The organism is Billgrantia antri (assembly GCF_019430905.1).
GTDB lineage: Bacteria > Pseudomonadota > Gammaproteobacteria > Pseudomonadales > Halomonadaceae > Halomonas > Halomonas antri.
Genome location: NZ_JAHYCA010000004.1, coordinates 298,829 through 318,986, shown reverse-complemented (window position 1 = coordinate 318,986; position 20,158 = coordinate 298,829). Strand labels below are relative to the sequence as shown.

At 60.9% G+C, this 20,158-nt stretch carries 23 protein-coding genes; 13 read left to right on the top strand and 10 right to left on the bottom strand.

What is annotated here, in order from left to right; all coding sequences use genetic code 11:
- Nucleotide 1: 1 nt before the first annotated feature.
- From KPL81_RS13025 to KPL81_RS13015, 3 genes are all read right to left on the bottom strand, one after another.
- Entirely contained in the window at nt 2-1,459 is a 1,458-nt protein-coding gene (locus KPL81_RS13025) for a sensor domain-containing diguanylate cyclase (RefSeq protein ID WP_240549238.1), read from the bottom strand.
- 186 nt (nt 1,460-1,645) lie between these two features.
- Complete coding sequence (locus KPL81_RS13020) at nt 1,646-2,173, bottom strand: DUF2795 domain-containing protein (protein ID WP_219792547.1); 528 nt, start codon at nt 2,171-2,173, stop codon at nt 1,646-1,648.
- Nucleotides 2,173-3,168 (bottom strand): DUF2795 domain-containing protein, encoded by a 996-nt coding sequence (locus KPL81_RS13015; RefSeq protein ID WP_219792546.1) that lies wholly within the window; start codon nt 3,166-3,168, stop codon nt 2,173-2,175. Before KPL81_RS13015 ends, KPL81_RS13020 begins: the two co-directional genes overlap by 1 nt.
- Nucleotides 3,169-3,314: 146 nt before the next feature.
- On the opposite strand from KPL81_RS13015, the gene KPL81_RS13010 reads away from it, so the two are divergent.
- Complete coding sequence (locus KPL81_RS13010; protein WP_219792545.1) at nt 3,315-4,148, top strand: AraC family transcriptional regulator; 834 nt, start codon at nt 3,315-3,317, stop codon at nt 4,146-4,148.
- Nucleotides 4,149-4,162: 14 nt separating this feature from the next.
- Here the strand turns inward: KPL81_RS13010 and KPL81_RS13005 are convergent, their stop codons facing one another.
- The 4 genes from KPL81_RS13005 to KPL81_RS12990 all read right to left on the bottom strand — a co-directional run bounded on the left by KPL81_RS13005 (nt 4,163) and on the right by KPL81_RS12990 (nt 6,905).
- Nucleotides 4,163-4,756, bottom strand: coding sequence for a LysE family translocator (locus KPL81_RS13005; RefSeq protein WP_219792544.1), 594 nt, complete (start codon nt 4,754-4,756; stop codon nt 4,163-4,165).
- Between the two features lie 73 nt (nt 4,757-4,829).
- Nucleotides 4,830-5,516, bottom strand: a complete 687-nt coding sequence (locus KPL81_RS13000; protein WP_219792543.1) for a type 1 glutamine amidotransferase domain-containing protein — start codon at nt 5,514-5,516, stop codon at nt 4,830-4,832.
- A 46-nt stretch (nt 5,517-5,562) separates the two neighbouring features.
- Nucleotides 5,563-6,321: a PRC-barrel domain-containing protein gene (locus KPL81_RS12995; protein ID WP_219792542.1), complete on the bottom strand. Its 759-nt coding sequence runs from the start codon at nt 6,319-6,321 to the stop codon at nt 5,563-5,565.
- A gap of 173 nt (nt 6,322-6,494) precedes the next feature.
- Nucleotides 6,495-6,905, bottom strand: coding sequence for a DCC1-like thiol-disulfide oxidoreductase family protein (locus KPL81_RS12990; RefSeq protein WP_219792541.1), 411 nt, complete (start codon nt 6,903-6,905; stop codon nt 6,495-6,497).
- Nucleotides 6,906-7,143: 238 nt separating this feature from the next.
- On the opposite strand from KPL81_RS12990, the gene KPL81_RS12985 reads away from it, so the two are divergent.
- The 12 genes from KPL81_RS12985 to KPL81_RS12930 all read left to right on the top strand — a co-directional run bounded on the left by KPL81_RS12985 (nt 7,144) and on the right by KPL81_RS12930 (nt 16,689).
- Entirely contained in the window at nt 7,144-7,485 is a 342-nt protein-coding gene (locus tag KPL81_RS12985) for a YbjQ family protein (RefSeq protein WP_219792540.1), read from the top strand.
- A gap of 139 nt (nt 7,486-7,624) precedes the next feature.
- Nucleotides 7,625-8,371, top strand: a complete 747-nt coding sequence (locus KPL81_RS12980; RefSeq protein ID WP_219792539.1) for an SDR family oxidoreductase — start codon at nt 7,625-7,627, stop codon at nt 8,369-8,371.
- A gap of 95 nt (nt 8,372-8,466) precedes the next feature.
- Nucleotides 8,467-8,997 (top strand): GrpB family protein, encoded by a 531-nt coding sequence (locus KPL81_RS12975; RefSeq protein ID WP_240549237.1) that lies wholly within the window; start codon nt 8,467-8,469, stop codon nt 8,995-8,997.
- Nucleotides 8,998-9,180: 183 nt separating this feature from the next.
- The gene (locus tag KPL81_RS12970) at nt 9,181-9,489 is read left to right on the top strand and encodes an alpha/beta fold hydrolase (RefSeq protein ID WP_219792538.1); all 309 of its coding nucleotides are present in this window, start codon (nt 9,181-9,183) and stop codon (nt 9,487-9,489) included.
- Nucleotides 9,490-9,870: 381 nt separating this feature from the next.
- Nucleotides 9,871-12,063 (top strand): OsmC domain/YcaO domain-containing protein, encoded by a 2,193-nt coding sequence (locus KPL81_RS12965; protein ID WP_219792537.1) that lies wholly within the window; start codon nt 9,871-9,873, stop codon nt 12,061-12,063.
- 176 nt (nt 12,064-12,239) lie between these two features.
- On the top strand, nt 12,240-12,587 hold the full coding sequence (locus KPL81_RS12960; protein ID WP_338035619.1) for a DUF1622 domain-containing protein: 348 nt from the start codon (nt 12,240-12,242) through the stop codon (nt 12,585-12,587).
- Between the two features lie 80 nt (nt 12,588-12,667).
- Nucleotides 12,668-13,144: a LabA-like NYN domain-containing protein gene (locus KPL81_RS12955; protein ID WP_219792535.1), complete on the top strand. Its 477-nt coding sequence runs from the start codon at nt 12,668-12,670 to the stop codon at nt 13,142-13,144.
- A 10-nt stretch (nt 13,145-13,154) separates the two neighbouring features.
- Nucleotides 13,155-13,589, top strand: coding sequence for a GNAT family acetyltransferase (locus KPL81_RS12950; protein ID WP_219792534.1), 435 nt, complete (start codon nt 13,155-13,157; stop codon nt 13,587-13,589).
- A 168-nt stretch (nt 13,590-13,757) separates the two neighbouring features.
- Nucleotides 13,758-14,351, top strand: coding sequence for a GNAT family N-acetyltransferase (locus tag KPL81_RS12945; protein WP_219792533.1), 594 nt, complete (start codon nt 13,758-13,760; stop codon nt 14,349-14,351).
- A 164-nt stretch (nt 14,352-14,515) separates the two neighbouring features.
- Complete coding sequence (locus tag KPL81_RS12940) at nt 14,516-14,986, top strand: ion channel (protein ID WP_240549236.1); 471 nt, start codon at nt 14,516-14,518, stop codon at nt 14,984-14,986.
- A 71-nt stretch (nt 14,987-15,057) separates the two neighbouring features.
- Nucleotides 15,058-15,657 carry a Crp/Fnr family transcriptional regulator gene (locus KPL81_RS12935; protein WP_219792532.1) on the top strand — a complete coding sequence of 200 codons (600 nt, stop codon included), beginning with the start codon at nt 15,058-15,060 and terminating at the stop codon, nt 15,655-15,657.
- A gap of 96 nt (nt 15,658-15,753) precedes the next feature.
- Nucleotides 15,754-16,689 (top strand): GGDEF domain-containing protein, encoded by a 936-nt coding sequence (locus KPL81_RS12930; protein ID WP_219792531.1) that lies wholly within the window; start codon nt 15,754-15,756, stop codon nt 16,687-16,689.
- A 64-nt stretch (nt 16,690-16,753) separates the two neighbouring features.
- On the opposite strand, the gene KPL81_RS12925 is transcribed toward KPL81_RS12930, so the two are convergent.
- From KPL81_RS12925 to fabF, 3 genes are all read right to left on the bottom strand, one after another.
- Nucleotides 16,754-17,140 carry a hypothetical protein gene (locus KPL81_RS12925; protein ID WP_219792530.1) on the bottom strand — a complete coding sequence of 129 codons (387 nt, stop codon included), beginning with the start codon at nt 17,138-17,140 and terminating at the stop codon, nt 16,754-16,756.
- Between the two features lie 10 nt (nt 17,141-17,150).
- Nucleotides 17,151-18,485 carry a sulfite oxidase gene (locus tag KPL81_RS12920; protein WP_219792529.1) on the bottom strand — a complete coding sequence of 445 codons (1,335 nt, stop codon included), beginning with the start codon at nt 18,483-18,485 and terminating at the stop codon, nt 17,151-17,153.
- Nucleotides 18,486-18,821: 336 nt separating this feature from the next.
- Complete coding sequence (gene fabF, locus KPL81_RS12915; protein WP_219792528.1) at nt 18,822-20,087, bottom strand: beta-ketoacyl-ACP synthase II; 1,266 nt, start codon at nt 20,085-20,087, stop codon at nt 18,822-18,824.
- Nucleotides 20,088-20,158 lie beyond the last annotated feature (71 nt).

Genomic DNA, 20,158 nt, shown 5'->3' with positions numbered 1-20,158 from the left:
GTCAACCGTAGACGGCGCGCTGCTTGCGTCGCTGGGTCTTGTCGTCGTACATGCGCTCGTCGGCCAGGGAGAGGACTTCCTGGGCCGCTGTTTCACATGAGCTGGCGCCGCCGAGGCTCAGGCGCAGCTCCAGCGCCAGCTGTTCTCCACTGGCGGTAGTGATGGTGCAGCGCTGGCCTTCGATATGCGTTCTGATCAGTTTGGCCAGGCGGTTTACGGCGGTAATGTCCGCAGAGGGAAACAACACCACGAACTCATCGCCTCCATAGCGGGCCAGGATGTCGCTGGCACGGCAGTGAACTTGAAGTCGCTCGGCCACTGTGGTGATAAGCTGATCCCCTGCCACGTGACCGTAGCGGTCGTTCACCACCTTGAGCCCGTCGACATCCATCATCAACACGGCGAACTCCAGGCTCGGCGTCTGGGCCTTGCCTTGGATGCTCAACTGAAGGGCGGATTCGAAGAAACCTCGATTGTAGAGCCCGGTCAGCCCGTCACGTTCCGCAGTTTCCTTCAGTGCGAGCTGAAGCAGCTTGTTTTCGGTCGCTGCCGCCAGTTGGTCGACGAACAGGGACAACATACGCTCCAGCGGGGCGTCGAGCCGGGGGGCTCGCACGATCAGCCAGCCGTCGTACAGGCTCAGCCGCCCGGCCATGGAGGTGGCATAGAGTTGTTCGCCGTCGGTTTTCTCGCGCAGCTTGATCGTGTTTTCCGTCCGCTCCTGGAGCTTTGCCAGCAAGCCGCCTAGGCGGCGCTCATCCTCGGCGCCCAGGCGCAGGCCGGCCACGGCTGCGTAGCGTGTCACCTCGGGGCGCTGCCGTTCCTGCAGGAACACGGCGAACCCATACTCGGGGAAATCGGCATGCAGGTGCTTGAGCGATTCATCCAGCAAGGTGTGGATGTTCGAGGCGCGATTGGCCGCGACGCCGAGTTCGAGCAGGGCGTGAAACACCCGGTTCTGGAACTTGATCTCGACGATGCTGCGGCCGATCTTGCGGTTTTGCTGGTACATGACATAAGCAAGCGCAAGCAAGTAGACCACTGCGCCGGTCCCCTGGTAGATGTCGATCCCGGTACTGGCGTAGGGTCTGAAGTCGAATCCCGTCAACAGGCTCCAGCCCAGCGCGCCGCCGGCAAACAGCGCCATGGAAACGGCCATCCGACGCAGGCCGCCTGTCACCATATTGTTCATCAGGCAGGCAAGGCCGATGGTGACGGTGGCCAGCACATAAAAGTCCAGCACGCTGCACCAGAGGCCAAACAGCAAGCTGTCCAGCGACAGGTTGCGAAACTCGGCCCGCTTCGAGTCGTTGGCAACGGTGGCGTGGCCATACGCCACCGCTGGCCACAGGAGCAGGAGCAGGCCTGACCCGATCAATGCCCAGCCGCGATCCTCCGCCAGGGCAATCCACACGGTAAGACCGAAGGTGTGGCAGAAAGCGAAAGTGCGAGGTGCCAATGTCGCCTTCGCCAGGCGATGAGGTCGCCTGGGAGGAAATGAAGCACGAGTGACAGGTGAGCGGAATTTTTCCAAGATACTGGTCTGACCCGGCCTGCAAAACAACGAGATGACCTGTTGCCAAGGCGGAGCCATCTCTTTGGGATTTGCCGTTTAGCCTAGCACTTGTCTGAGCCGCAAGCAGTATCAGCGTAAGCTTTTCAGCTCATGTGTCACCTCAGCCATGCTGTGGTAGGTATGCTCGCCGAACTGCTCGAGCAGGCGCATCTCCGCAGCGTTCGCCTCGGTCCGGGCATGCTCTAGCAGGGCGCCGCGGCTGGCCGGAAATGTCATGCCGGCGAACAGACTGGCGATGCGAGCAGCGGAGGGCGCGGAAGCATGCTCTTGCGCGGCGCGCTTCCCTCCACGCCTGCTTGGTTGGTTCTCGGCGGCCCTCACATGGGTACGCAGCTCACCGAAGGCACGCGCGACCTCGGCGGCATCGCGGTATTCCCGCATCGGCAGCTGCTCGATGATGTCGCGTATCTCTCGATCCTCGCCGCTCACGGCATCGATGAGCTCGCTGCGCTGTTTGGGAAAGTCGATGCCTCTCAGCGCCTTTTCGATATCGGCGGCAGACACGGCTCGCTTCGGATGTGAGGTGAGCATATGTCGCTCGTAGCGTGACTTCTGCTCGAACGTGGCGCCGCAGATGTCGCAAACGAATTGTGTCATCAGCGCACCTCCCCAACGGCCTTCTGCACGTCGGCCATGGTCTCGAACTTGCGCGAGGGAATTTCTTGCAGCACCTCGACGACCTCCTGCGGGGCATTGTTGGCCCTGGCCTGCTCGAGCAATGCCTGGCTGTCGCAGGGAAATTCCACCCCCTTCAACGCCTGGGCAATACCTGCAGCGGAGGCCGTTCTACGTGCTGCCTGGCCGCCTCGCTCGCCGCCCTTGGTGCGGTCGCGCTTGGGCTCGAGCGTTTCGGCCTGCATCTGCGGCTCGGCGAGCTTGCCACCCTCGAGCGCGTCGGTGGGCCACTCGCGCTCGTTCAAGCCGAGAGTCTTGAACAGATTGGCCGAGCCGGTTATCTCGATGCCCTCCTCGCCGAGATCGTCATGTGCGCCGATCAGCAACAGTTGAGCCTTTTCGTAATCGAGCAGCTTGGGATCGTCGATGTCGATCCAGCGCTTATCGGCGAACTTCTCTTCGAGGCGCTTGGGGAAGTCCGGCTTGGCGTGGGGAAAGCCGGGCACGTCGATGGCCGGGTTGCGCACCGAGATGATGTAGCTTGCCTGGGGCAGGATACCCAGCTCACGTTGCGCCTTGCCGGGCTTGTCGGGGCTAGTCAGGCGATAGGCCAAGCGCGAACTGCCGTCGCGCTCGAAGATGGCGTAGCGGCCCTCGCCGGCAGGAATCGCCTCGCCCTGTTCCTGTTCACCACGAGTCTTGGTGTCGTACTCGAGAGGCGCCAGCGCCTTGCCGATCTCCTGCGGCTTTCCGCTCAGGTCGTTCATCATCCACTCGCGAGCGGTGGACTTCGGCTTGCCCCTGCTAATCTCGGGCAAGCGTTTCTTGCCCACCAGGAACAGTCGAATCTTGGCGCCATCCTTCGGGGCCAGTACCACATGCAGCCGCTGAACGTCATCCAGGCTCTGCACCTTCTCTACATTGACCTTGGGCCGATAGAAGAAATAGATCTCGCCCTGTTCGAGGTAATCCGCCATTTGGCACCTCCTGCGCCATCATGGTCACTCAACATCCCTTCCTTCTTCTGGGTAGCAAAGAGAGTTCACTCCTGCAACGCATCATCCTGTGGCAGTGCTTGCCGCTGAGCGCTATCGTAAGTACTCGGTAATCGGGAAGCCTTGCCATGTCGGATGCCACCAAACCCCTGTTCTGGCGCGACCCGCGCCTACCCCACGTGGAGCTGCGCAAAGTCGAGGATGGCCGCAAGGTCTGCTACGCGCCGCATAGCCATACATGCTGGTCGCTAGGCGCCATTACCGCGGGTGAGAGCACTTTCTGCTACCGCAGCAACCGCTACCATGTAACAGCCGGCACCCTGGTCATGATGAATCCCGAGTGGATGCATGCCTGCAGCGCGATCGACGACCAGCCCTGGGCCTACCTGATGCTCTATGTCGATATCGGCTGGCTGACCCAGTTGCGTTACCAGGCGGGGCTGCTGGCGGAACCGCGTTGGCAGGACATCGCCACCGCCGTGCTTGGCGAGCCCCGCTGGTACGAAGGCTACTGCCAGATGGCGGCCTGTCTGCTGGACCCGAGCCGCGACCTGCTGGCCAAGCAGACCGGGGTAGTCGAATATCTCGGTGCCTTGATGCACAAACTTGCCGGCCAGCCCGCCCAGCCGCTGCCCGAGGCGCCGGTCATGCTGCGCGAGCTTACCGCCTACCTGGACGCGAACGCGGCGCAAGACATCTCCCTCGACGAACTCTGCGAGCGTTCAGGCTACAGCCCAGGCCACCTGATTCGCGCCTTCAAGCAGCACTTCGGCTTTACGCCACATGCCTGCCTGGTCAACCGGCGCATTCAGCTCGGCCAGCGTGAACTAAAGGGCGGCACCCCCATCGCCGAGGCGGCGCTGAACGCCGGTTTCTCCGATCAGCCGCATTTTCAGCGCACCTTCAAGCGCCTGGTGGCTGCCACGCCGAAACAGTATCGCCAGCCTTCACACGAGCAGTAGTCTTTGCTCGGCACTTAGTCGAGCAGGAGATATAAACAGCTACCGGCCAGCAACAGCGCCAGCGTGCGATTGACCGTTATCAGTACGGTTGGCCTGTGAACGTAACGACGAAGGAAGGCGCCGGCGTAGACCCAACTGCCCAGAGACAGCCAGCAAATCGGCAGGTAAAGCGCGGCGAACAGCACCACTTGGTTCAGCTCGCTGCCGCTGGTATAGGCGCCGATCCCCGAAGCCGAAGCCAGCCAAGCCTTGGGATTGAGCCATTGCATCAGCGCTCCCGTCATGAAACCCGGCGCCCGCTGAGTGTTCCCCTGCGGCAGTTGGCCATCGTCGCGGAACAGCCGAACGCTCATGTACAGCAGGAATGCCACACCTGCCCAGCGCAGTGTCATGTCCAGCCCCGGTACCACCGACAATACCGAATAGAGCCCCAGCCCCACTGCCACGAACAGCACCACGAAGCCCAGCGTTGCGCCGGTAACGAATACCAGCCCCTGCGATAGGGGGTATCGCGTGCCGCTGCTCAGGCACACCAGGTTCACCGGCCCCGGCGAGATCGAAGCCGCAAGGGCGAATGCCGACATCGGCAGAATCAAGGCAAGGCTCATCGTCATCCTCCTGGGTGGCAATGAGCCAAGCGTGCCTCGTCGCTAGAACGCGGTATTGAACGAAATTGAGGTGTTACTTTCCGAGTGCCTCCAGCAGCAGCTTGGCCGTCGGCTCGGAGGAGGGTGGGTTCTGGCCGGTGATAAGCCGTCCGTCCTGGCGGGTGTAGGAGGCAAAGACATCGGCCTTGGAGTAGTGAGCTCCGCCCTCCTTGAGGGCATTCTCCACCAGGTGCGGAACGACCTGGGTGAGACCGACGGCTTCTTCCTCCTCGTTGGTGAAGCCGGTCACCTGGCGACCACGGATGATCGGATTTCCTTCTTCGTCACGCGCATGGAGCAGCACGATGGGCGCGTGGCACACGGCGGCCACCGGCTTTTGCTGGGCCCAGAAGGCTTCGATCAGACGGATGGAGTCCTTGTCCTCGACCAGATCCCAGAGCGGACCATGGCCGCCGGGGTAGAAGACGGCGTCGAAATCGTCGGCGCTGACTTCGCTCAGCTTGTGGGTATTGGCCAGTGCCTGCTGGGCATGGCTGTCCTGCTGGAAACGGCGAGTCGCCTCGGTCTGGCTATCCTCGGCGTCGCTCTTGGGGTCCAGCGGCGGCTTGCCGCCCTTGGGCGAGGCCAGCACCACCTCGGCGCCGGCGTCCAGGCAGACGTAGTAGGGCGCCGCCAGCTCCTCCAGCCAGAAGCCGGTGGGCTCGCCGGTGTCGCCGAGGCGATCGTGGGAGGTCAATACCATCAAAATACGCTTGTTCATTCAGCTCTCCTTTTGCCGCCTATGGCAAGCGTGAGCGAGTGATCACTCATTCATTCCAAAGAGTATCGTATTGGTCGTAGTCGAAGGTGGGCAGATCCTGGATTGCCTGCTTGGAGTAGGGAAGTTCGTATTTCGGAGATCCCGGCTGCCAGTCGTCGGAATAGCCATAGAAGGGGTAAGCGCGTGGGCCATTTCCGAATTCGCTATTGGAGGGCTCTACCACGATCGCCTGAAGCAGGCCATCTCGGGTAAAAAGGGCGTCGGTAACATAGCCTAGGCCCGTATCTTTTCCCACGCTGACGAACTCATCCGTAATGTCGGTTATTTTCCAGATGCGTGGACCCGTCATGACGTCGCTTTCGATCTGCGTGGTCTGCTCTAGCTCCCCTTTGGAGAGGTAGGCCTCATCGACATAGTCATCATTGAACAGGTCGTACTCCTGGATGTTGTCGCGGCGGACCGGTACGCGAACTCCCTTCTCGGTGAGGTCTACTTCATCCCAGGGAATGGAGACGTGCCGGTCGCCACTGTCCCACATGCCGCCTACCTCGGCGACGAGGGTGACGATCTTGTTCTCCTCGTTCAGGATGACGTTGCTCACCTCACCAATCGCTTCACCTTCGGCACTCATCGCCTTCGCGTCCAGCAGCGCCTCGGCCCTTAGTCCACCTTGCTCATAAAGAGCAGCGTAATTCCAATCATCGAGAGGGCGTGGGTTCTCCCGGCCGTACGCTGTCGTGCTCGCAAGCACGACGATTGTAAGGGTGGCGAAAGATGAAACGGTTGCCTTGCCGTGCGGCTTCATGGGAACTCCTTAGGCAATGGCTGATGGATGTGTCCTTGCTCCATGTGCCATCTCAACGTAGACGATGCCAGTATTCGGTACCAACGCAGGGCGGCTGTCCGGGTGGAGCCCAGGCGCGCTATCCCTGGGCTCTGTCTGACGAGTCGACGAGCGATGGCCAGACAAGGCATGGGTCATCGCCGGGGTTTTACATTGCGGATCTTGTCGATGCCGAGCAGGCTTAGCAGGCCGTTGCGGCACGCCTTGAGCAGCGGATAAAGCCTCTCGGTGCGTTGCTGGCTGGCAAAGAGTCGGTACATCGTACGATTGAACACGCCGCTTCGGGTGCCGAGCAGGGTGAGCCGGTGCAGCGCCTCGCTGCCGTGGTACCAGCGTTCGCCGATCTGCAGGGCAAAGCCTTGGTCCAGGTCGATGCCGCTGGCGGTGAGCTCGCGGCGTGCTTCGCTCTCCTGCCTGGCGTCGATCAGCTCCAGCTCGCCGACCTCCTTGCGAATGCGCTGCCAGCGCACATAACGACGGCACATTGGGCATTCGCCATCGTATACCAGGCGGAGTCGTGGATTCGCTGCGGCGTCTTCCTGCATGGCTATTCGCTCCTTGGCTGCCTCGATGGCGCCCGGTGAGTCCCCGCCGGGCAGCTGGGTACAGCATGAATGCATCAGCAGGGGCTGGCCAGGTCAGGCTTCAATCCGGCAGCGGGGCCATGCAGGAGCCGTTCACACCGCCGGACGGACAGGGCATGATGTCGATCAGGCAGTGCCGCCAAGCCGCGTTGCTCGCGGTCTCGCCAAATCAACAGTCATCACGGAAGGAAGAAACCCCATGTCCGAGCGAGTGATCCTGACCACTTCATCGCACCTCGAGGGCTATCGCGTTACCGAGCACATCGACGTTGTGTCATCCGAATGCGTGTTCGGCATGAACATCCTCAAGGACATGTTTGCAGGCTTCCGCGATTTCTTCGGCGGGCGCAACAAGTCGTCACAGGCGGCACTGCGCGATGCCCGCATAACCTGTCTTGACGAGCTGCGCCGTGAAGCGGAGGAAATCGGCGCCAACGCGGTGATCGGCATCGACCTCGATTACAGTGAGATTTCCGGCGGCGGTAAGTCGATGCTGTTCCTGGTGGCGACCGGTACTGCGGTGAAGGTCACCAAGGTCTGAGCGATGCTTGCCTTGCCCGGTCAGCTTGGGCAGTAGCCTCGGAGACTAGGGTAGCGTCAGCTTCCATCAAGCCTTTCTCGAGGATGGTCGCTCATCGCCAGGCAGCAGCAGGGCGCGGACGGCAACAGGAGGAATCGCATTGAAGAGAGTCCTGGTGATAACCGGTGGCAGCCGGGGCATCGGTGCGGCTACCGCCCGCCTGGGTGCCGCGAATGGTTACGCGGTGTGCGTCAATTATCGGCACAATGAAGCCGCGGCGCTTGCCGTGACCGAAGAGATCACCCGTGGCGGTGGCGAGGCGATTGCCGTGGCGGCCGACGTCGGCTCCGAGGCCGACGTGGTGCGCCTCTTCGAACAGGTCGATGAGATGCTCGGTCCGGTCACGGCGCTGGTCAACAACGCCGGCATTCTGGAGACGCAGATGCGCGTCGAACACATGGATGCCGCGCGCCTGAGCCGGGTGCTGACGGCCAATGTGGTCGGCAGCTTCCTCTGTGCCCGCGAGGCCATTCGGCGCATGTCGACCAGGCACGGAGGCCGGGGTGGGGCGATCGTCAACGTCTCTTCCATTGCCTCGCGGCTTGGCGCGCCCAACGAGTACGTCGACTATGCCGCTGCCAAGGGCGCCATCGACAGCTTCACTGTCGGCTTGGCGAAGGAGGTCGCCAGCGAAGGCATTCGCGTCAATGCCGTGCGTCCGGGCGTGATCTACACCGAGATCCATGCCAGTGGAGGTGAGCCCGGTCGCGTCGAGCGGGTGAAAGCCTCCGTGCCCATGCAGCGCGGCGGACAGGCCGATGAAGTTGCCCGAGCCATTCTCTGGCTGCTTTCCGACGAAGCTTCCTACTCGACGGGTGCATTGCTGGACGTGACGGGCGGGCGATAAGCTTGCGGCTAGTCTTCGGTATATGCCCTTGGGAGCCTTGGACTGCGTGATGCCTGCGACGTTCGAGCATCTAATGCAAGCGGAGCATAAGCCTGATGATGAATATGAATGATATCGTGGTGGTCCCTTACGAGGAGGGCTGGGCGCGCCGATTCGATGAGGAGAGGTGGCTTATCGAAGAGGCGGTGGACGGTCTTCAATATCGTGTGCATCACATCGGCAGCACTTCCGTCGAAGGGTTGCAGGCCAAACCCATTATCGACATTCTCCTCGAAGTGGCTGACTTAAAGGAACTGGATGGACGTTCGTGTAGCTTCGAGGCGATCGGCTATGAGTGTCTGGGAGAGTTTGGCATGCCAGGACGTCGTTACTACCGCAAGGGAGGGAATAGTAGAACCCATCAGATCCATGCTTTCGAGTTGGGATCTGCCGACGTGCAGCGACACCTTGCATTTCGTGACTACCTGCGCGCCCATCCCGTCGTGGCCCAGGAGTACGGCGAGTTGAAGCAGCGAGTCGCTAAAGCCTGTCGCCACGATATTACTCTCTATTCCGAGGGCAAGGCGGATTTCGTGAAGCTACATGAACAGCGTGCGCTGGCATGGTTGAAGGATACGCAACCCTGAACGAAGCATGGCTCATGTCGATTTCTTCGACTCCAGACGACATGTCAGTGTGGGACGAAGTCAAATCCCACGCTCGGCTGCCTGAACGGTGTCAGCGAAGAGGAGCTGTCGAAGACCACTAACGTTTACGTGGATGGTCTCAATGTCTGTTGGCAAGAGACGCCTCATTCAGGGAATCCAGTCGTGGAGCCGTTTCGTACTACGCTTCTGGAGACGGATCCGCAGGGCCTCGCTGGCTCCTACGCAGCCGTGCGCGACACCGACATGCGGCGTACCATTGCGCTCATCACGACCCCGACTCTCATCATCGCAGGCGAGCATGACCCGGTGACCACCGTCAGCCACAGCGAAGCCATGGCTGCCACCATCCCTGGTGCCAGGCTGGCGGTCATGCCAGCTGCCCATATGACTCACATCGAATACCCAGCGGAATTCATGAAGGCAGTATTAGACTTTTTGCTGCGACAAATCGGGCAGGGCGCTATGATATGAGCTCATGAAAGGCCACTAACCACTGCTCGTTCAATTGTTTAACGTCATTACCGCCTGACGTGGGATACGAGTGCAGTATTTCATCTTAGTCCTTTGTCTATGTTGCTTTCATCGTTACCAAGCGTTAAGTTGAGTAACGAAAGCTGCTGAGACAGCTCTGACGAAAAAGACACCAGTACGCAGGGAACTACCCGGTAACCCGTTTACCGGGTAGCTTCTTGTTTGGCCTACGGTTAGCCTCTCGTTCACTCGCTCCATCCGACACGTGCCGGATTCCAAAAACCCTTCCGCCTCGCGAGCTATTGCCGAAAGGGCTGTGGTGGTGTGGTAGACTGCGCGCCTCGGCCTGCGCCAGCAACACTTCCCCATCGGTAGCCCGTCATGGAAATCAAAGTCAACTTCCTTGAAAATCTCAGGCTTGAAGCCAAGTTTGACGATTTCACCGTCATCACCGACCAGCCCATTCGCTACAAGGGCGACGGTTCGGCGCCAAGCCCCTTCGACTACTTCCTGGCGTCCTCCGCGCTCTGCGCGGCCTACTTCGTGCGGGTGTACTGCAAGGCGCGTGACATTCCCACCGAGAACATCCGGCTCTCGCAGAACAACATCGTCGACCCCGAGAACCGCTACAACCAGATCTTCAAAATCCAGGTCGAGCTGCCGGAAGACATCTCCGAGAAGGACCGCGAGGGCATCCTGCGCTCCATCGACCGCTGCACGGTCAAGAAAGTGGTGCAGACCGGCCCCGAGTTCCAGATCGAGACGGTGGAGAACCTCGACGAGGACGCCCAGGCCCTGCTGATGGTGCAGCCTGACGAAGAGGCCTACACCTGGATCGAGGGCAAGGACCTGCCGCTGGAGCAGACGATCGCCAACATGTCCGGCATGCTGGCGGAGCTGGGCATGAAGATCGAGATCGCCTCCTGGCGCAACATCGTGCCCCACGTGTGGTCGCTGCACATTCGCGACGCCGCCTCGCCGATGTGCTTCACCAACGGCAAGGGCGCCACCAAGGAGAGCGCGCTGTGCTCGGCGCTGGGCGAGTTCATCGAGCGCCTGAGCTGCAACTTCTTCTACAACGACCAGTTCTTCGGCGAAGAGATCGCGGGCAGCGCCTTCGTGCACTACCCCAACGAGGAGTGGTTCAAGCCGGGGCCCGACGATGAGTTGCCCGAAGGCATCCTCGACGAGTACACCCGCGAAATCTACGACCCCGAGGGCGAGCTGCGCGGCTCGCACCTGATCGATACCAACTCCGGCAAGGTCGAGCGCGGTATCGTCTCGCTGCCCTTCGTGCGCCAGTCGGACGGGGAGACGGTCTACTTCCCCTCCAACCTGATCGAGAACCTCTACCTCAGCAACGGCATGAGCGCCGGCAACACGCTGGAGGAGGCGCAGGTGCAGTGCCTCTCGGAGATCTTCGAGCGTGCGGTGAAGCGCGAGATTCTCGAGCAGGAACTCGCGCTGCCCGACGTGCCCATGACAGTGCTCGAGCGCTACCCGGCGATTCTCGAGGGCATCCAGGCGCTGGAGGCCCAGGGCTTCCCGGTGCTGGTCAAGGATGCCTCGCTGGGCGGTCAGTTCCCGGTGATGTGCGTGACCCTGATGAACCCGCGCACCGGCGGCGTGTTCGCCTCCTTCGGGGCTCACCCCAGCTTCGAGGTGGCGCTGGAGCGCAGCCTCACCGAGCTGCTTCAGGGTCGAAGCTTCGAAGGCCTGAACGACTTTCTGCCGCCGACCTTCAATTCTCAGGCCGTCTCCGAGCCGAACAACTTCGTCGAGCACTTCATTGACTCCTCGGGGCTGGTCTCGTGGCGTTTCTTCAGCGCCAAGAGCGACGTCGAGTTCGCTGACTGGGACTTTTCCGGCACCAATGCCGAGGAAGCCGCCACGCTGTTCGGCATCCTGGAAGAGCTGGGCCTCGAGGCCTACATGGCTGTTCACGAGGACCTGGGCGCGCCGGTGTGCCGCATCCTGGTGCCTGGCTACTCCGAGGTGTACCCGGTGGAGGACCTGATCTGGGACAACACCAACATGGCGCTGGATTACCGCGAGGACATCCTGCATCTGCATGAGCTGAGCGACGAGCGGCTCGCCGACCTGCTGGAGCGCCTGGAGGAGAGCCAGCTCGACGAGCACATGGATATCATCACCCTAATCGGCATCGAGTTCGACGAGAATACCGTGTGGGGGCAGCTCACCATTCTCGAACTGAAGCTGCTGATCAATCTAGCCTTGGGGCAGCACGAAGAAGCCTTGGAGCGGGTCGGGATGTTCCAACAGTACAACGACAATACCGTGGAGCGCGGGCTGTTCTACCAGGCCATGGCCGCGGTGCTGGAGATCGAACTCGACAACGATCTGGAGCTCGACGACTACCGCCACAACCTTACCCGCATGTTCGGTGAGCAGACCATGGCCGCGGTGGTCGGCTCGGTGAACGGCGAGGTGCGCTTCCACGGCCTGACACCCACCAACATGCAGCTCGAAGGCTTGGAGAAGCACCAGCGCCTGATCGAGAGCTACAAGAAGCTGCACGCCCACCGTGCCGCCAGAGCAGGGGTAGGGGTGTAAGCCGTACCGCTGTCACTCCCGGCAACACGAGAGCGCCCCGGGCCAGTTCGCTGGCTCGGGGCGCTTCGTTCTGGTCCGCATATCTGCACGATCCTGCTACGTTAATTCAGGCACGGCGGCTAACTGGCGGCGCAAGCTAGAGCCGACCTGTAGCAGACATCATGGAGGAGGCACGCGTGGAGATCGTAGCACCCATTGCAGAGATCGGAGTCGCTTCGATGGAGATAATCGGTATCCTCATCATTGCGGGGTTCACCCTGTATGCGCTGATCGTCGAGCCGATATCACTGAGGCGGCAAGGGTATACAGAAGCGATATTCGGGCAGGTACGTCAGCGACTCGGCAAAGGGATCCTGCTTGGTCTGGAGCTCCTCGTAGCGGCTGATATCATTCATACCGTTGCAGTAGAGTTGACCTTCGAAACGGTAGGCATCCTGGCGATCGTAGTGATAATTCGTACCTTCCTCAGCTTTACCCTCGAGGTGGAACTGAGTGGCCATTGGCCTTGGCAGAAGAAGGAGTAAGCACTACGCTCGGCTGCAACCAGTCGCTTGAGCCGGGAATTCTAGCGGTTGTATGGGCTTGTTTGAGGCAGGGAGGGGGGATGGAAAAGGTCGCAATATTCGTTGACGTCCAGAATGTCTACTACACGGTGCGGGAAGCCTATAAGCGGAATTTCGACTACAACAAGTTCTGGTCGGAGACCACTTCGGGCAGAGAGGTCGTGAAAGCCATCGCCTATGCCATCGACAAGGGCGACCGGAAGCAGCAAGAATTTCAGCGTATTCTTCGTGCCATTGGGTTCGAGGTGAAGTTGAAGCCATTCATCCAGAGAGCGGACGGCACCGCAAAGGGCGATTGGGATGTCGGCATCACCCTTGATGCCATAGAATACGCCGAGAAGGCAGACGTCATCGTGCTGGTGTCGGGCGATGGAGATTTTGACCTGTTGGTGAATAAGATTCGTGAAGTCCACGGGAAAAAAGTCGAGGTCTATGGTGTGCCTCAGTTGACGGCTCACTCACTGATGAACGCCGCCAGTGAGTTCAAGCCCATCGATAAAGCACTTCTACTGGTCTGAGGCCAAGTGCATGCGCGGAGTGACGGTCAAGATCAGAACCTACCAGGAGGAAGACCAGTCGGCGGTCATTGCACTCTGGCAGGCCTGCGGTCTGGTACGGCCCTGGAACGACCCTGCGAAAGACATCGAAAGAAAGGTGTCGATGCAGCCCGAGTTGTTCTTCGTGGGCGAGCGGGAAGGCCGTGTCATGGCGACGGCAATGGCGGGCTACGACGGGCATCGTGGCTCCGTTTACTACCTCGCCGTCGATCCTGCCTGCCAACACCAGGGCCTGGGCCGCCTCCTGATGGCAACCATCGAGCAGAAGCTGCATGCCATGGGATGCCCCAAGCTGAACATCCTCGTGCGTACCACCAACGAAACCGTGCTGGCTTTCTATCGTAAGCTCGGCTATCCGGTGGATGAGGCGGTCAGCCTCGGCAAACGTTTGATACCCGATGATTGATGACACAACTCTGCTTGGTCGACCTGACTCTCACTACCTTCGACGATGCACCCGAGCTGCGGTACGCCGTCCAGATGGTGCGTCTCTCTGTGGTAGATTGAACCATACTAGTGTTGTTGCCACGAATGCGGTCCAGGCAATCCGCCACGATTGGGTTGGGAGCTGGCCATGAAAGCGACGATACGCAAAGCCAAGATCGAAGATGCCCCGAAGCTGGCCGGGTTAATGAACATGGCAGGCGAGGGGATCCCAGCCTATCTCTGGGAGCAAATGGCTGAGCCGGGCGAGGACGTCATGGCGTTTGGCGCTCGTCGCGTTGCCGGATCAGAAAGTGGTTTCAGCTACACGAACGCCCATGTGGCAGTTTGCGACGGAGCCATTGCTGGCATACTGCTCGGCTATCGGCTTCCCGACCCCTACGACACAGGGCCGTTGGATGAGATCCCGGACATCGTCCGCCCGCTCGTCGAGATGGAGGCTTTGGTTCCTGGCTCCTGGTACGTCAACGCCGTGGCGGTAGATTCGGCGTATCACGGCCAGGGGGTGGGCCACATGCTCATGGTGAGGGCGGAGCAACTTGCCGACGAAACGCATTCGAAGACACTTAGCTTGATCGTGGCGGAACAGAACGCTGCCGCCCGACGGCTGTACGAAAAGCTCGATTACCAGGACCACGCTCGTCGGCCGATCGTTCAGTTTCCTGGCTGCCCTCACACGGGAGACTGGATCCTAATGACGAAAGAAATAAAGCCCAGCTCATGACCATCCTTCGGTTCGCCGTGCTCAGGGCTTCCCATCAGCCCTTGAACGCGGCAGGCTAACCATAGGCCGAGCCTGTCGCGAATGGACCCCTAAAACCTCCGACCGCTGCTGCCTTGGCACCAAGACGCGAACGCTTTTCAAGACTGGATACAAGGTGACTGCCGTTGTTGTTTGTCGATCCTGAGTGGGTGATGGTACTGGTAACGGCGGCGGTGGTTGGTATCGTGGTGGTCTATCATTACGAGGTCATCCAGCTGCTGAGCCGCTGGTGTGGCAGGCGGCAGCGCAATTTTCCCGGCGAGGTACGTAGCAGGCCGATCCTGCTTTGTGTCATGTTCGTGCTGATATTCGCACATGTCATTGAGATATGGGCGTTTGGGGCGGCCTTCTGGTGGCTCTTGAACCATGACGGCTTTGGGGAGATCGCAGGTTATCCATCGGTGGGCCTGCTGGATAGCGTTTACTTTTCCGCTGCCACGTATACGACAGTGGGCTGGGGGGACCTGGCTGCCACCGGGCATATCCGCTTTCTCGCCGGCACGGAGGCGTTGGTGGGCTTCATGATGATCACGTGGTCGGCCTCTTTCGGCTATTTGGTCATGGAGCGAACCTTGGGAAGGGACGATCAGGGATAGTAATAAGTCGACACGTTGCTCTGGTGGCATATTGAAGACGAAACCCTCAGTTCAATTTACCAGGAGCCTCTTTGAGCACAGCGAAGCGCATTTTTGAGCGACTGGCCGACAGCTCGCTTCCCGAATGGCATCTCGTTGAGCCTTCTCTGCGGCGCAAGACGCTGTTGCCCGGGGATATCCTCTTCCATGCCGGCGTGAAGCATCCCTTCGTTTATTTCGTGGAAGCCGGGATCATCAAGATGATCTACGAGACCTGCGATGGCGATGCTTGGGTCAAGGCATTTGCTGCGGAAGGCAGGTTCTTTGCCAGTCTTGCTGCATTTTCTCCTGGTGGCCTCACCAGTTTCAGCGCCATCGCCGCCTGTCCGGCTTCGGTCGAATCGTTGCCCTATAGTCTGCTGGACCAGCTCGGTGACAGGTACCCCCAGTGGCAGCGCGCCCTCAGGCGAGCCTTTGAACTCTACGGCTTTCGCAAAGAAGCCCGTGAGCGCGACCTGCTGACTCTCTCCGCGGAGGAGCGTTACCGGCGTTTCATCGAGGAGTATCCCCATATTGCCGAACGAGTGACCGACCGCGACATCGCCGGCTATGTTCGAGTAACGCCCGTGGCTCTCAGTCGAATCAAGGCTCGCATCAGGCAGTCGCCTACCCCCTATGAGTCCAATAGTTGAATTTTTGCTTTGATTCTAGGCTCGCTATGGCAGAGTCGGAGAACCAAGATTCATAACCGCATGGACGCGCCTAGCAGCCCAGTGGAGCCATGCCCTATGAATGACATTGCTGCGGAGCTGAATGTAGACACCACCGTATACAAAGCGCTGTTGGAGTCTACCAAGGCCATCCCCTGGAAAATCGATTGGGAAACACTGCGATTCTCCTATATCGGGCCTCAGATCGAGAGCCTACTGGGCTGGTCTCAGCATAGCTGGGCCAGCATCGATGACTGGATAGAGCGCATGCATCCGGAGGACCGCGACCGGGTCGTCAACTTCTGCGTCGCACAGTCCAAGGCGGGGGTCGATCACGAGGCGGACTACCGAGCACTGAAGGCCGACGGCAGCTACGTGTGGATTCGCGATGTGGTGCATGTAGTGCGCAATGATGCGGGCGAAGTGGAAGCGCTAATCGGCTTCATGTTCGACATCAGCGAGCGCAAGAAAAGCGAAGAGAAGCTGCTGCGGCTCCAGCGGGAGCTCGAAGAACTCTCCTATCAGGACGGTCTCACCGGCGTGGCGAATCGCCGTCTGCTCGACTCCTCGCTGGAGGCCGAATGGGCGAGTGCCCGGCGCAACGGCCACCCGCTGTCGTTCATTATGTTGGATATCGACTGCTTCAAGCAGTACAACGACCACTACGGCCATCTCGCCGGCGATGACTGCCTGCGTCGTATCGCGCACATTCTCGGTTCGTCTATCCTGCGCCCTCGCGATCTTCTGGCCCGCTTCGGCGGCGAGGAGTTCGCCCTCGTCTTGCCGGAAACGGACCGGGAGGCCGCCCGGGGAGTGGCGGAGCGCTGCCGGGCGGCCATCAGTGACGCGGCCATCCCACATCGGGCTTCCGATATTTCTCACCTCGTAACCGTCAGCATGGGGGTGGCAACCGCCACTCCGGTCAGCGGCACGCCGGCGAGCCTGATCGAGCAGGCGGATCGACGCCTTTATCGGGCCAAGCAGGCTGGACGGGACCGTATCGTGACGGAGTGAAGAGGCGCAACTGCCGTTCGGCACAATCCTATAGCGGAAGACCCCTCGCAAGGGGCCTTCCGGGTCAGTCGGCATCGGCGACCGTGGGATACGGATTGTCCGGCATTAGCGTGCGCGGTAGAGCAGGACGCCGTGTGTCTTCCTTGGGGCCGTAGTACTCGGCCAGATAGTCGAGAATGGTCTCCTCCGTTTCGGCTTCGAACTTCCAGAGCCCCTGTGTCTCCTGCATCCAGCGAATGAGATTTTCCCAGTGGTTGCGTGTGCCGCTGTTCTGGGTCACCAAGTTGGCCGAATGACAGGCGGTGCAGTTGTTGCGCACCGTCTCCCAGCCACTTGCCTTGATCAGGCCGGTGTCCGGATCCGTTTCCGTTTCCTGCGCTCCTGCCCCTAGGGGAAGGCACAGCAGGGCCATCCCCAACGCTGGCATGGCGAGTGCGTGTGAACGCTTCATGGCTATCTCCTCAGGTCACCTGCACCGCGATACGGTGGCAGGCATTGTTGAGGTAGCCCTTGGGATTCCAGCCCGGTACCACCATGGGTTGGGATCTCCCGTCCGAATCGGTGGCCTTGGCCCAGATTTCATAGTAACCGGGCTCCGGGAACCCCACCGTGGTTGACCAGCGCTGCCAGGCCAGGCGATTGGGTGGCGGCTGCAGGTCGGCCTGCTGCCAAGTGGCGCCGAAATCGAGGGAGACATGGACTTCCTCAACCGACAAATCGCCTGCCCAGGCATGGCCACGTACCGTCAACGATTCGCCAAGAGCATGCTCGATACCCGAGCGCGGATAGGTCACCAATGACTTCACCGGCATCGACTCGATGGTGACGAAATCCTCGTCGGGAACCACGCTGCCCGGCGCCACCGGATGCTCGGGTATGCTGTAGGAGGGGGGCGCCATCTTGGCGCCATCGTGCTTCTGGTTGCGCACCACGATCCGCTTTAACCATTTTCCGGAAACGGAGCCCGGCCAACCGGAGCAGACGAGCCGTAGGGGATAGCCGTTCAGATAGGGAATGTCTTCGTCATTCATGGCCCAGGCGATCAGCGACTCGTCTTCGAGCGCCTTCTCCATGGGCACGCCGCGTGAAATCGCCTCCTTGTTGGGATCGCCACTGGCATGACGGTCAGCGCCGTAGTATCCGATGTAGACGGCGTCGTCCTTGATTCCGCAGGCCTCCAGTACGTCGCGCAGGCGTACGCCGGTGAAGGTCGGGCAGGCCACTGCGCCGGTCGTCCACTGGTTGCCGCTAGCCGAGGGTACGTACTCGCTGCGCCCGTTGCCACCGCATTCAACCTGCAGCTGCAGGGTGTGCTGCTCGAAGCGTTCCTTGAGGTCCGAAATAGTGAATGTCTGCGGGTTCTCGCATGACTCTCCGGCAATCTCCAGTTCCCAGCTGTCGGCGTCGATGTCTTCCAGCTCTGGCGGTATACCGTTGTTGCGCACGAACATGTGCTCAGCCGGGGTGATGTCGTCATCTAGCAGGTGCGCGGGTGTCTCGGCGTTGATCGGCCGGTCGTTGAGGACGGTCAACCCTTCCTTTCCCTCGAGAGTGAAGGGCTCGTCACTCTGTGCTAACGCGGCTGGGATGAGCCCGCCGGGCATGCGGTCGGCAAAGGGAATGGAGCCGCCCACAGCGGCGGCCATGGCCAGCAGGCTAGAGCGCATCAGAAAACCGCGTCGGGTCAGTGGATCGACTTCTCGGCCCCACAGCAGGCGGTCTGCCGTTTCGGGATCCTCGGCGTATAGCTCATGGATGCCACGGGTTCGTGTTGTATAAGGAGGACGTTTTGTCATGGCGCTGCTCCACGCAGGCCTTGGCGCCAGGCTCCCTTGGGCGCCATGCCGGAATTGTCATTATCGTGGTGGAAGTTGTCCTTAACTCCTCGTCTTTCCTTATTCCAGATTAGCAGCAAAATTTGGAAGCGAGCATCGCTTGGCGAAAGTGTTGCCACCACGAACGAAGGGGCGTCAGAAATTACTCTGGTACTGATTGAGGACGTGCCGTCTCACATGCTGGGCGAGATGCAGTACTTGGGTAAAATCTAATTTAAATCATTAAAACAAGCCAACACCCCGAGCCAGCAAATGGCTCGGGTGTTGTCGTTTCTGATGCTTGTAAGGGTCTGAACCTTAAATCTTGCTCACGATCAGCGCGGCATTCACCCCGCCGAAGCCGAAGCCGTTACACAGTACGTGCTTGGTCGCGTGCTGGCGCGCCTCACCCGAGACGATGTCCAGGTCGTGCAGATCCTCGTCTCGGTTCTCCAGGTTCAGGGTAGGGGGCAGGCGGTCGTGCATGGCGGAGAGAACGGAGAAGATGCTCTCCACGCCGCCGGCGGCACCCAGCAGGTGGCCAGTCGAGGATTTGGTGGCGGAGATCGGAATGCCCGCGAGGGCGTCGCCGAAGGCGTTGCGCAGGGCGGCGATCTCGGCCCGGTCGCCGACCGGCGTCGAGGTAGCGTGGGCATTGATATGGTCGATATCGGTGGGCGTCATGCCTGCCATGCGCAGCGCTGCGCGAATTGCCGCCGCGGCACCGCCACCATCTTCCGGGCCGGCGGTGATGTGGTGGGCATCGGCGCTGGTGCCGTAGCCGCTGAGAATGGCCAGCGGGGTTGCCCCGCGTGCCTCGGCGTGGGCCAGGGTTTCGATCACCAGCAGCCCCGCGCCTTCTCCCATGACGAAGCCGTCGCGGCCCTGGTCGAAGGGGCGCGATGCCCTGGCAGGGGCGTCCTGCTCGGTGGAGAGCGCCTTCATGGCGTGAAAGCTGGCCAGCGACAGCGGGTCGATACAGGCCTCGGCGCCGCCTACCAGGGCGACCTCGGCCTCGCCGCTGCGGATCATGCGCATGCCGTCGCCGATGGCCTGCACGCCGGCCGCACAGGCCGTGACGGGGCAGCCGATCGGCCCGCGCAAACCATAGCGGATCGAGACGTTGCCCGCCGCCAGGTTGGCCAGGAAGGCCGGCACGGTGAACGGGGAGAGTCGGCGGTGCCCGCGCGTCGAGAGGGTATTCTGCGCCTGGGTGATGGTGGGGAAGCCGCCGATGCCGGAGCCCACGATGGTGGCCGTGGCAAGGCGCTGCTCATCGCTTTCGGGGAACCAGTTGGCTTGGGTCAGCGCCTCTTCGGCGGCCGCCATGGCGTAAAGGCTGAACAGCTCCAGCTTGCGACGCTCCTTGGCGTCGAGCACGCGATCCGGATCGAGGCCGGCTTCCGGATCGTCACCGATACCGGGCACCGAGCCCGCCACCTTGACCGGTAGCTCGCCTGAATCGAAGCGGGTGATCGCAGAGAGGCCGGAACGGCCCTCAAGCAGGCGCTCCCAGCCTGCCTTGACGCCGCAGCCAAGCGGGCTGATCATGCCCATGCCGGTAATAACTAGCGGTGATTGCATGGTATTTTCCTGAACAGCTTGGGGTTGTGCCACGCTAGCAGTCAGGTTGATATGATCAAGATAATATTCAG

Bases quoted from the DNA above. Each gene is read 5' to 3' on its own strand.
- KPL81_RS13020 (WP_219792547.1), bottom strand. From the start codon at position 2,173: ATGACACAATTCGTTTGCGACATCTGCGGCGCCACGTTCGAGCAGAAG.
- KPL81_RS13015 (WP_219792546.1), bottom strand. From the start codon at position 3,168: ATGGCGGATTACCTCGAACAGGGCGAGATCTATTTCTTCTATCGGCCC.
- KPL81_RS13010 (WP_219792545.1), top strand. From the start codon at position 3,315: ATGTCGGATGCCACCAAACCCCTGTTCTGGCGCGACCCGCGCCTACCC.
- KPL81_RS13005 (WP_219792544.1), bottom strand. From the start codon at position 4,756: ATGAGCCTTGCCTTGATTCTGCCGATGTCGGCATTCGCCCTTGCGGCT.
- KPL81_RS13000 (WP_219792543.1), bottom strand. From the start codon at position 5,516: ATGAACAAGCGTATTTTGATGGTATTGACCTCCCACGATCGCCTCGGC.
- KPL81_RS12995 (WP_219792542.1), bottom strand. From the start codon at position 6,321: ATGAAGCCGCACGGCAAGGCAACCGTTTCATCTTTCGCCACCCTTACA.
- KPL81_RS12990 (WP_219792541.1), bottom strand. From the start codon at position 6,905: ATGCAGGAAGACGCCGCAGCGAATCCACGACTCCGCCTGGTATACGAT.
- KPL81_RS12985 (WP_219792540.1), top strand. From the start codon at position 7,144: ATGTCCGAGCGAGTGATCCTGACCACTTCATCGCACCTCGAGGGCTAT.
- KPL81_RS12975 (WP_240549237.1), top strand. From the start codon at position 8,467: ATGATGAATATGAATGATATCGTGGTGGTCCCTTACGAGGAGGGCTGG.
- KPL81_RS12965 (WP_219792537.1), top strand. From the start codon at position 9,871: ATGGAAATCAAAGTCAACTTCCTTGAAAATCTCAGGCTTGAAGCCAAG.
- KPL81_RS12955 (WP_219792535.1), top strand. From the start codon at position 12,668: ATGGAAAAGGTCGCAATATTCGTTGACGTCCAGAATGTCTACTACACG.
- KPL81_RS12950 (WP_219792534.1), top strand. From the start codon at position 13,155: ATGCGCGGAGTGACGGTCAAGATCAGAACCTACCAGGAGGAAGACCAG.
- KPL81_RS12945 (WP_219792533.1), top strand. From the start codon at position 13,758: ATGAAAGCGACGATACGCAAAGCCAAGATCGAAGATGCCCCGAAGCTG.
- KPL81_RS12930 (WP_219792531.1), top strand. From the start codon at position 15,754: ATGAATGACATTGCTGCGGAGCTGAATGTAGACACCACCGTATACAAA.
- KPL81_RS12925 (WP_219792530.1), bottom strand. From the start codon at position 17,140: ATGAAGCGTTCACACGCACTCGCCATGCCAGCGTTGGGGATGGCCCTG.
- KPL81_RS12920 (WP_219792529.1), bottom strand. From the start codon at position 18,485: ATGACAAAACGTCCTCCTTATACAACACGAACCCGTGGCATCCATGAG.
- fabF (WP_219792528.1), bottom strand. From the start codon at position 20,087: ATGCAATCACCGCTAGTTATTACCGGCATGGGCATGATCAGCCCGCTT.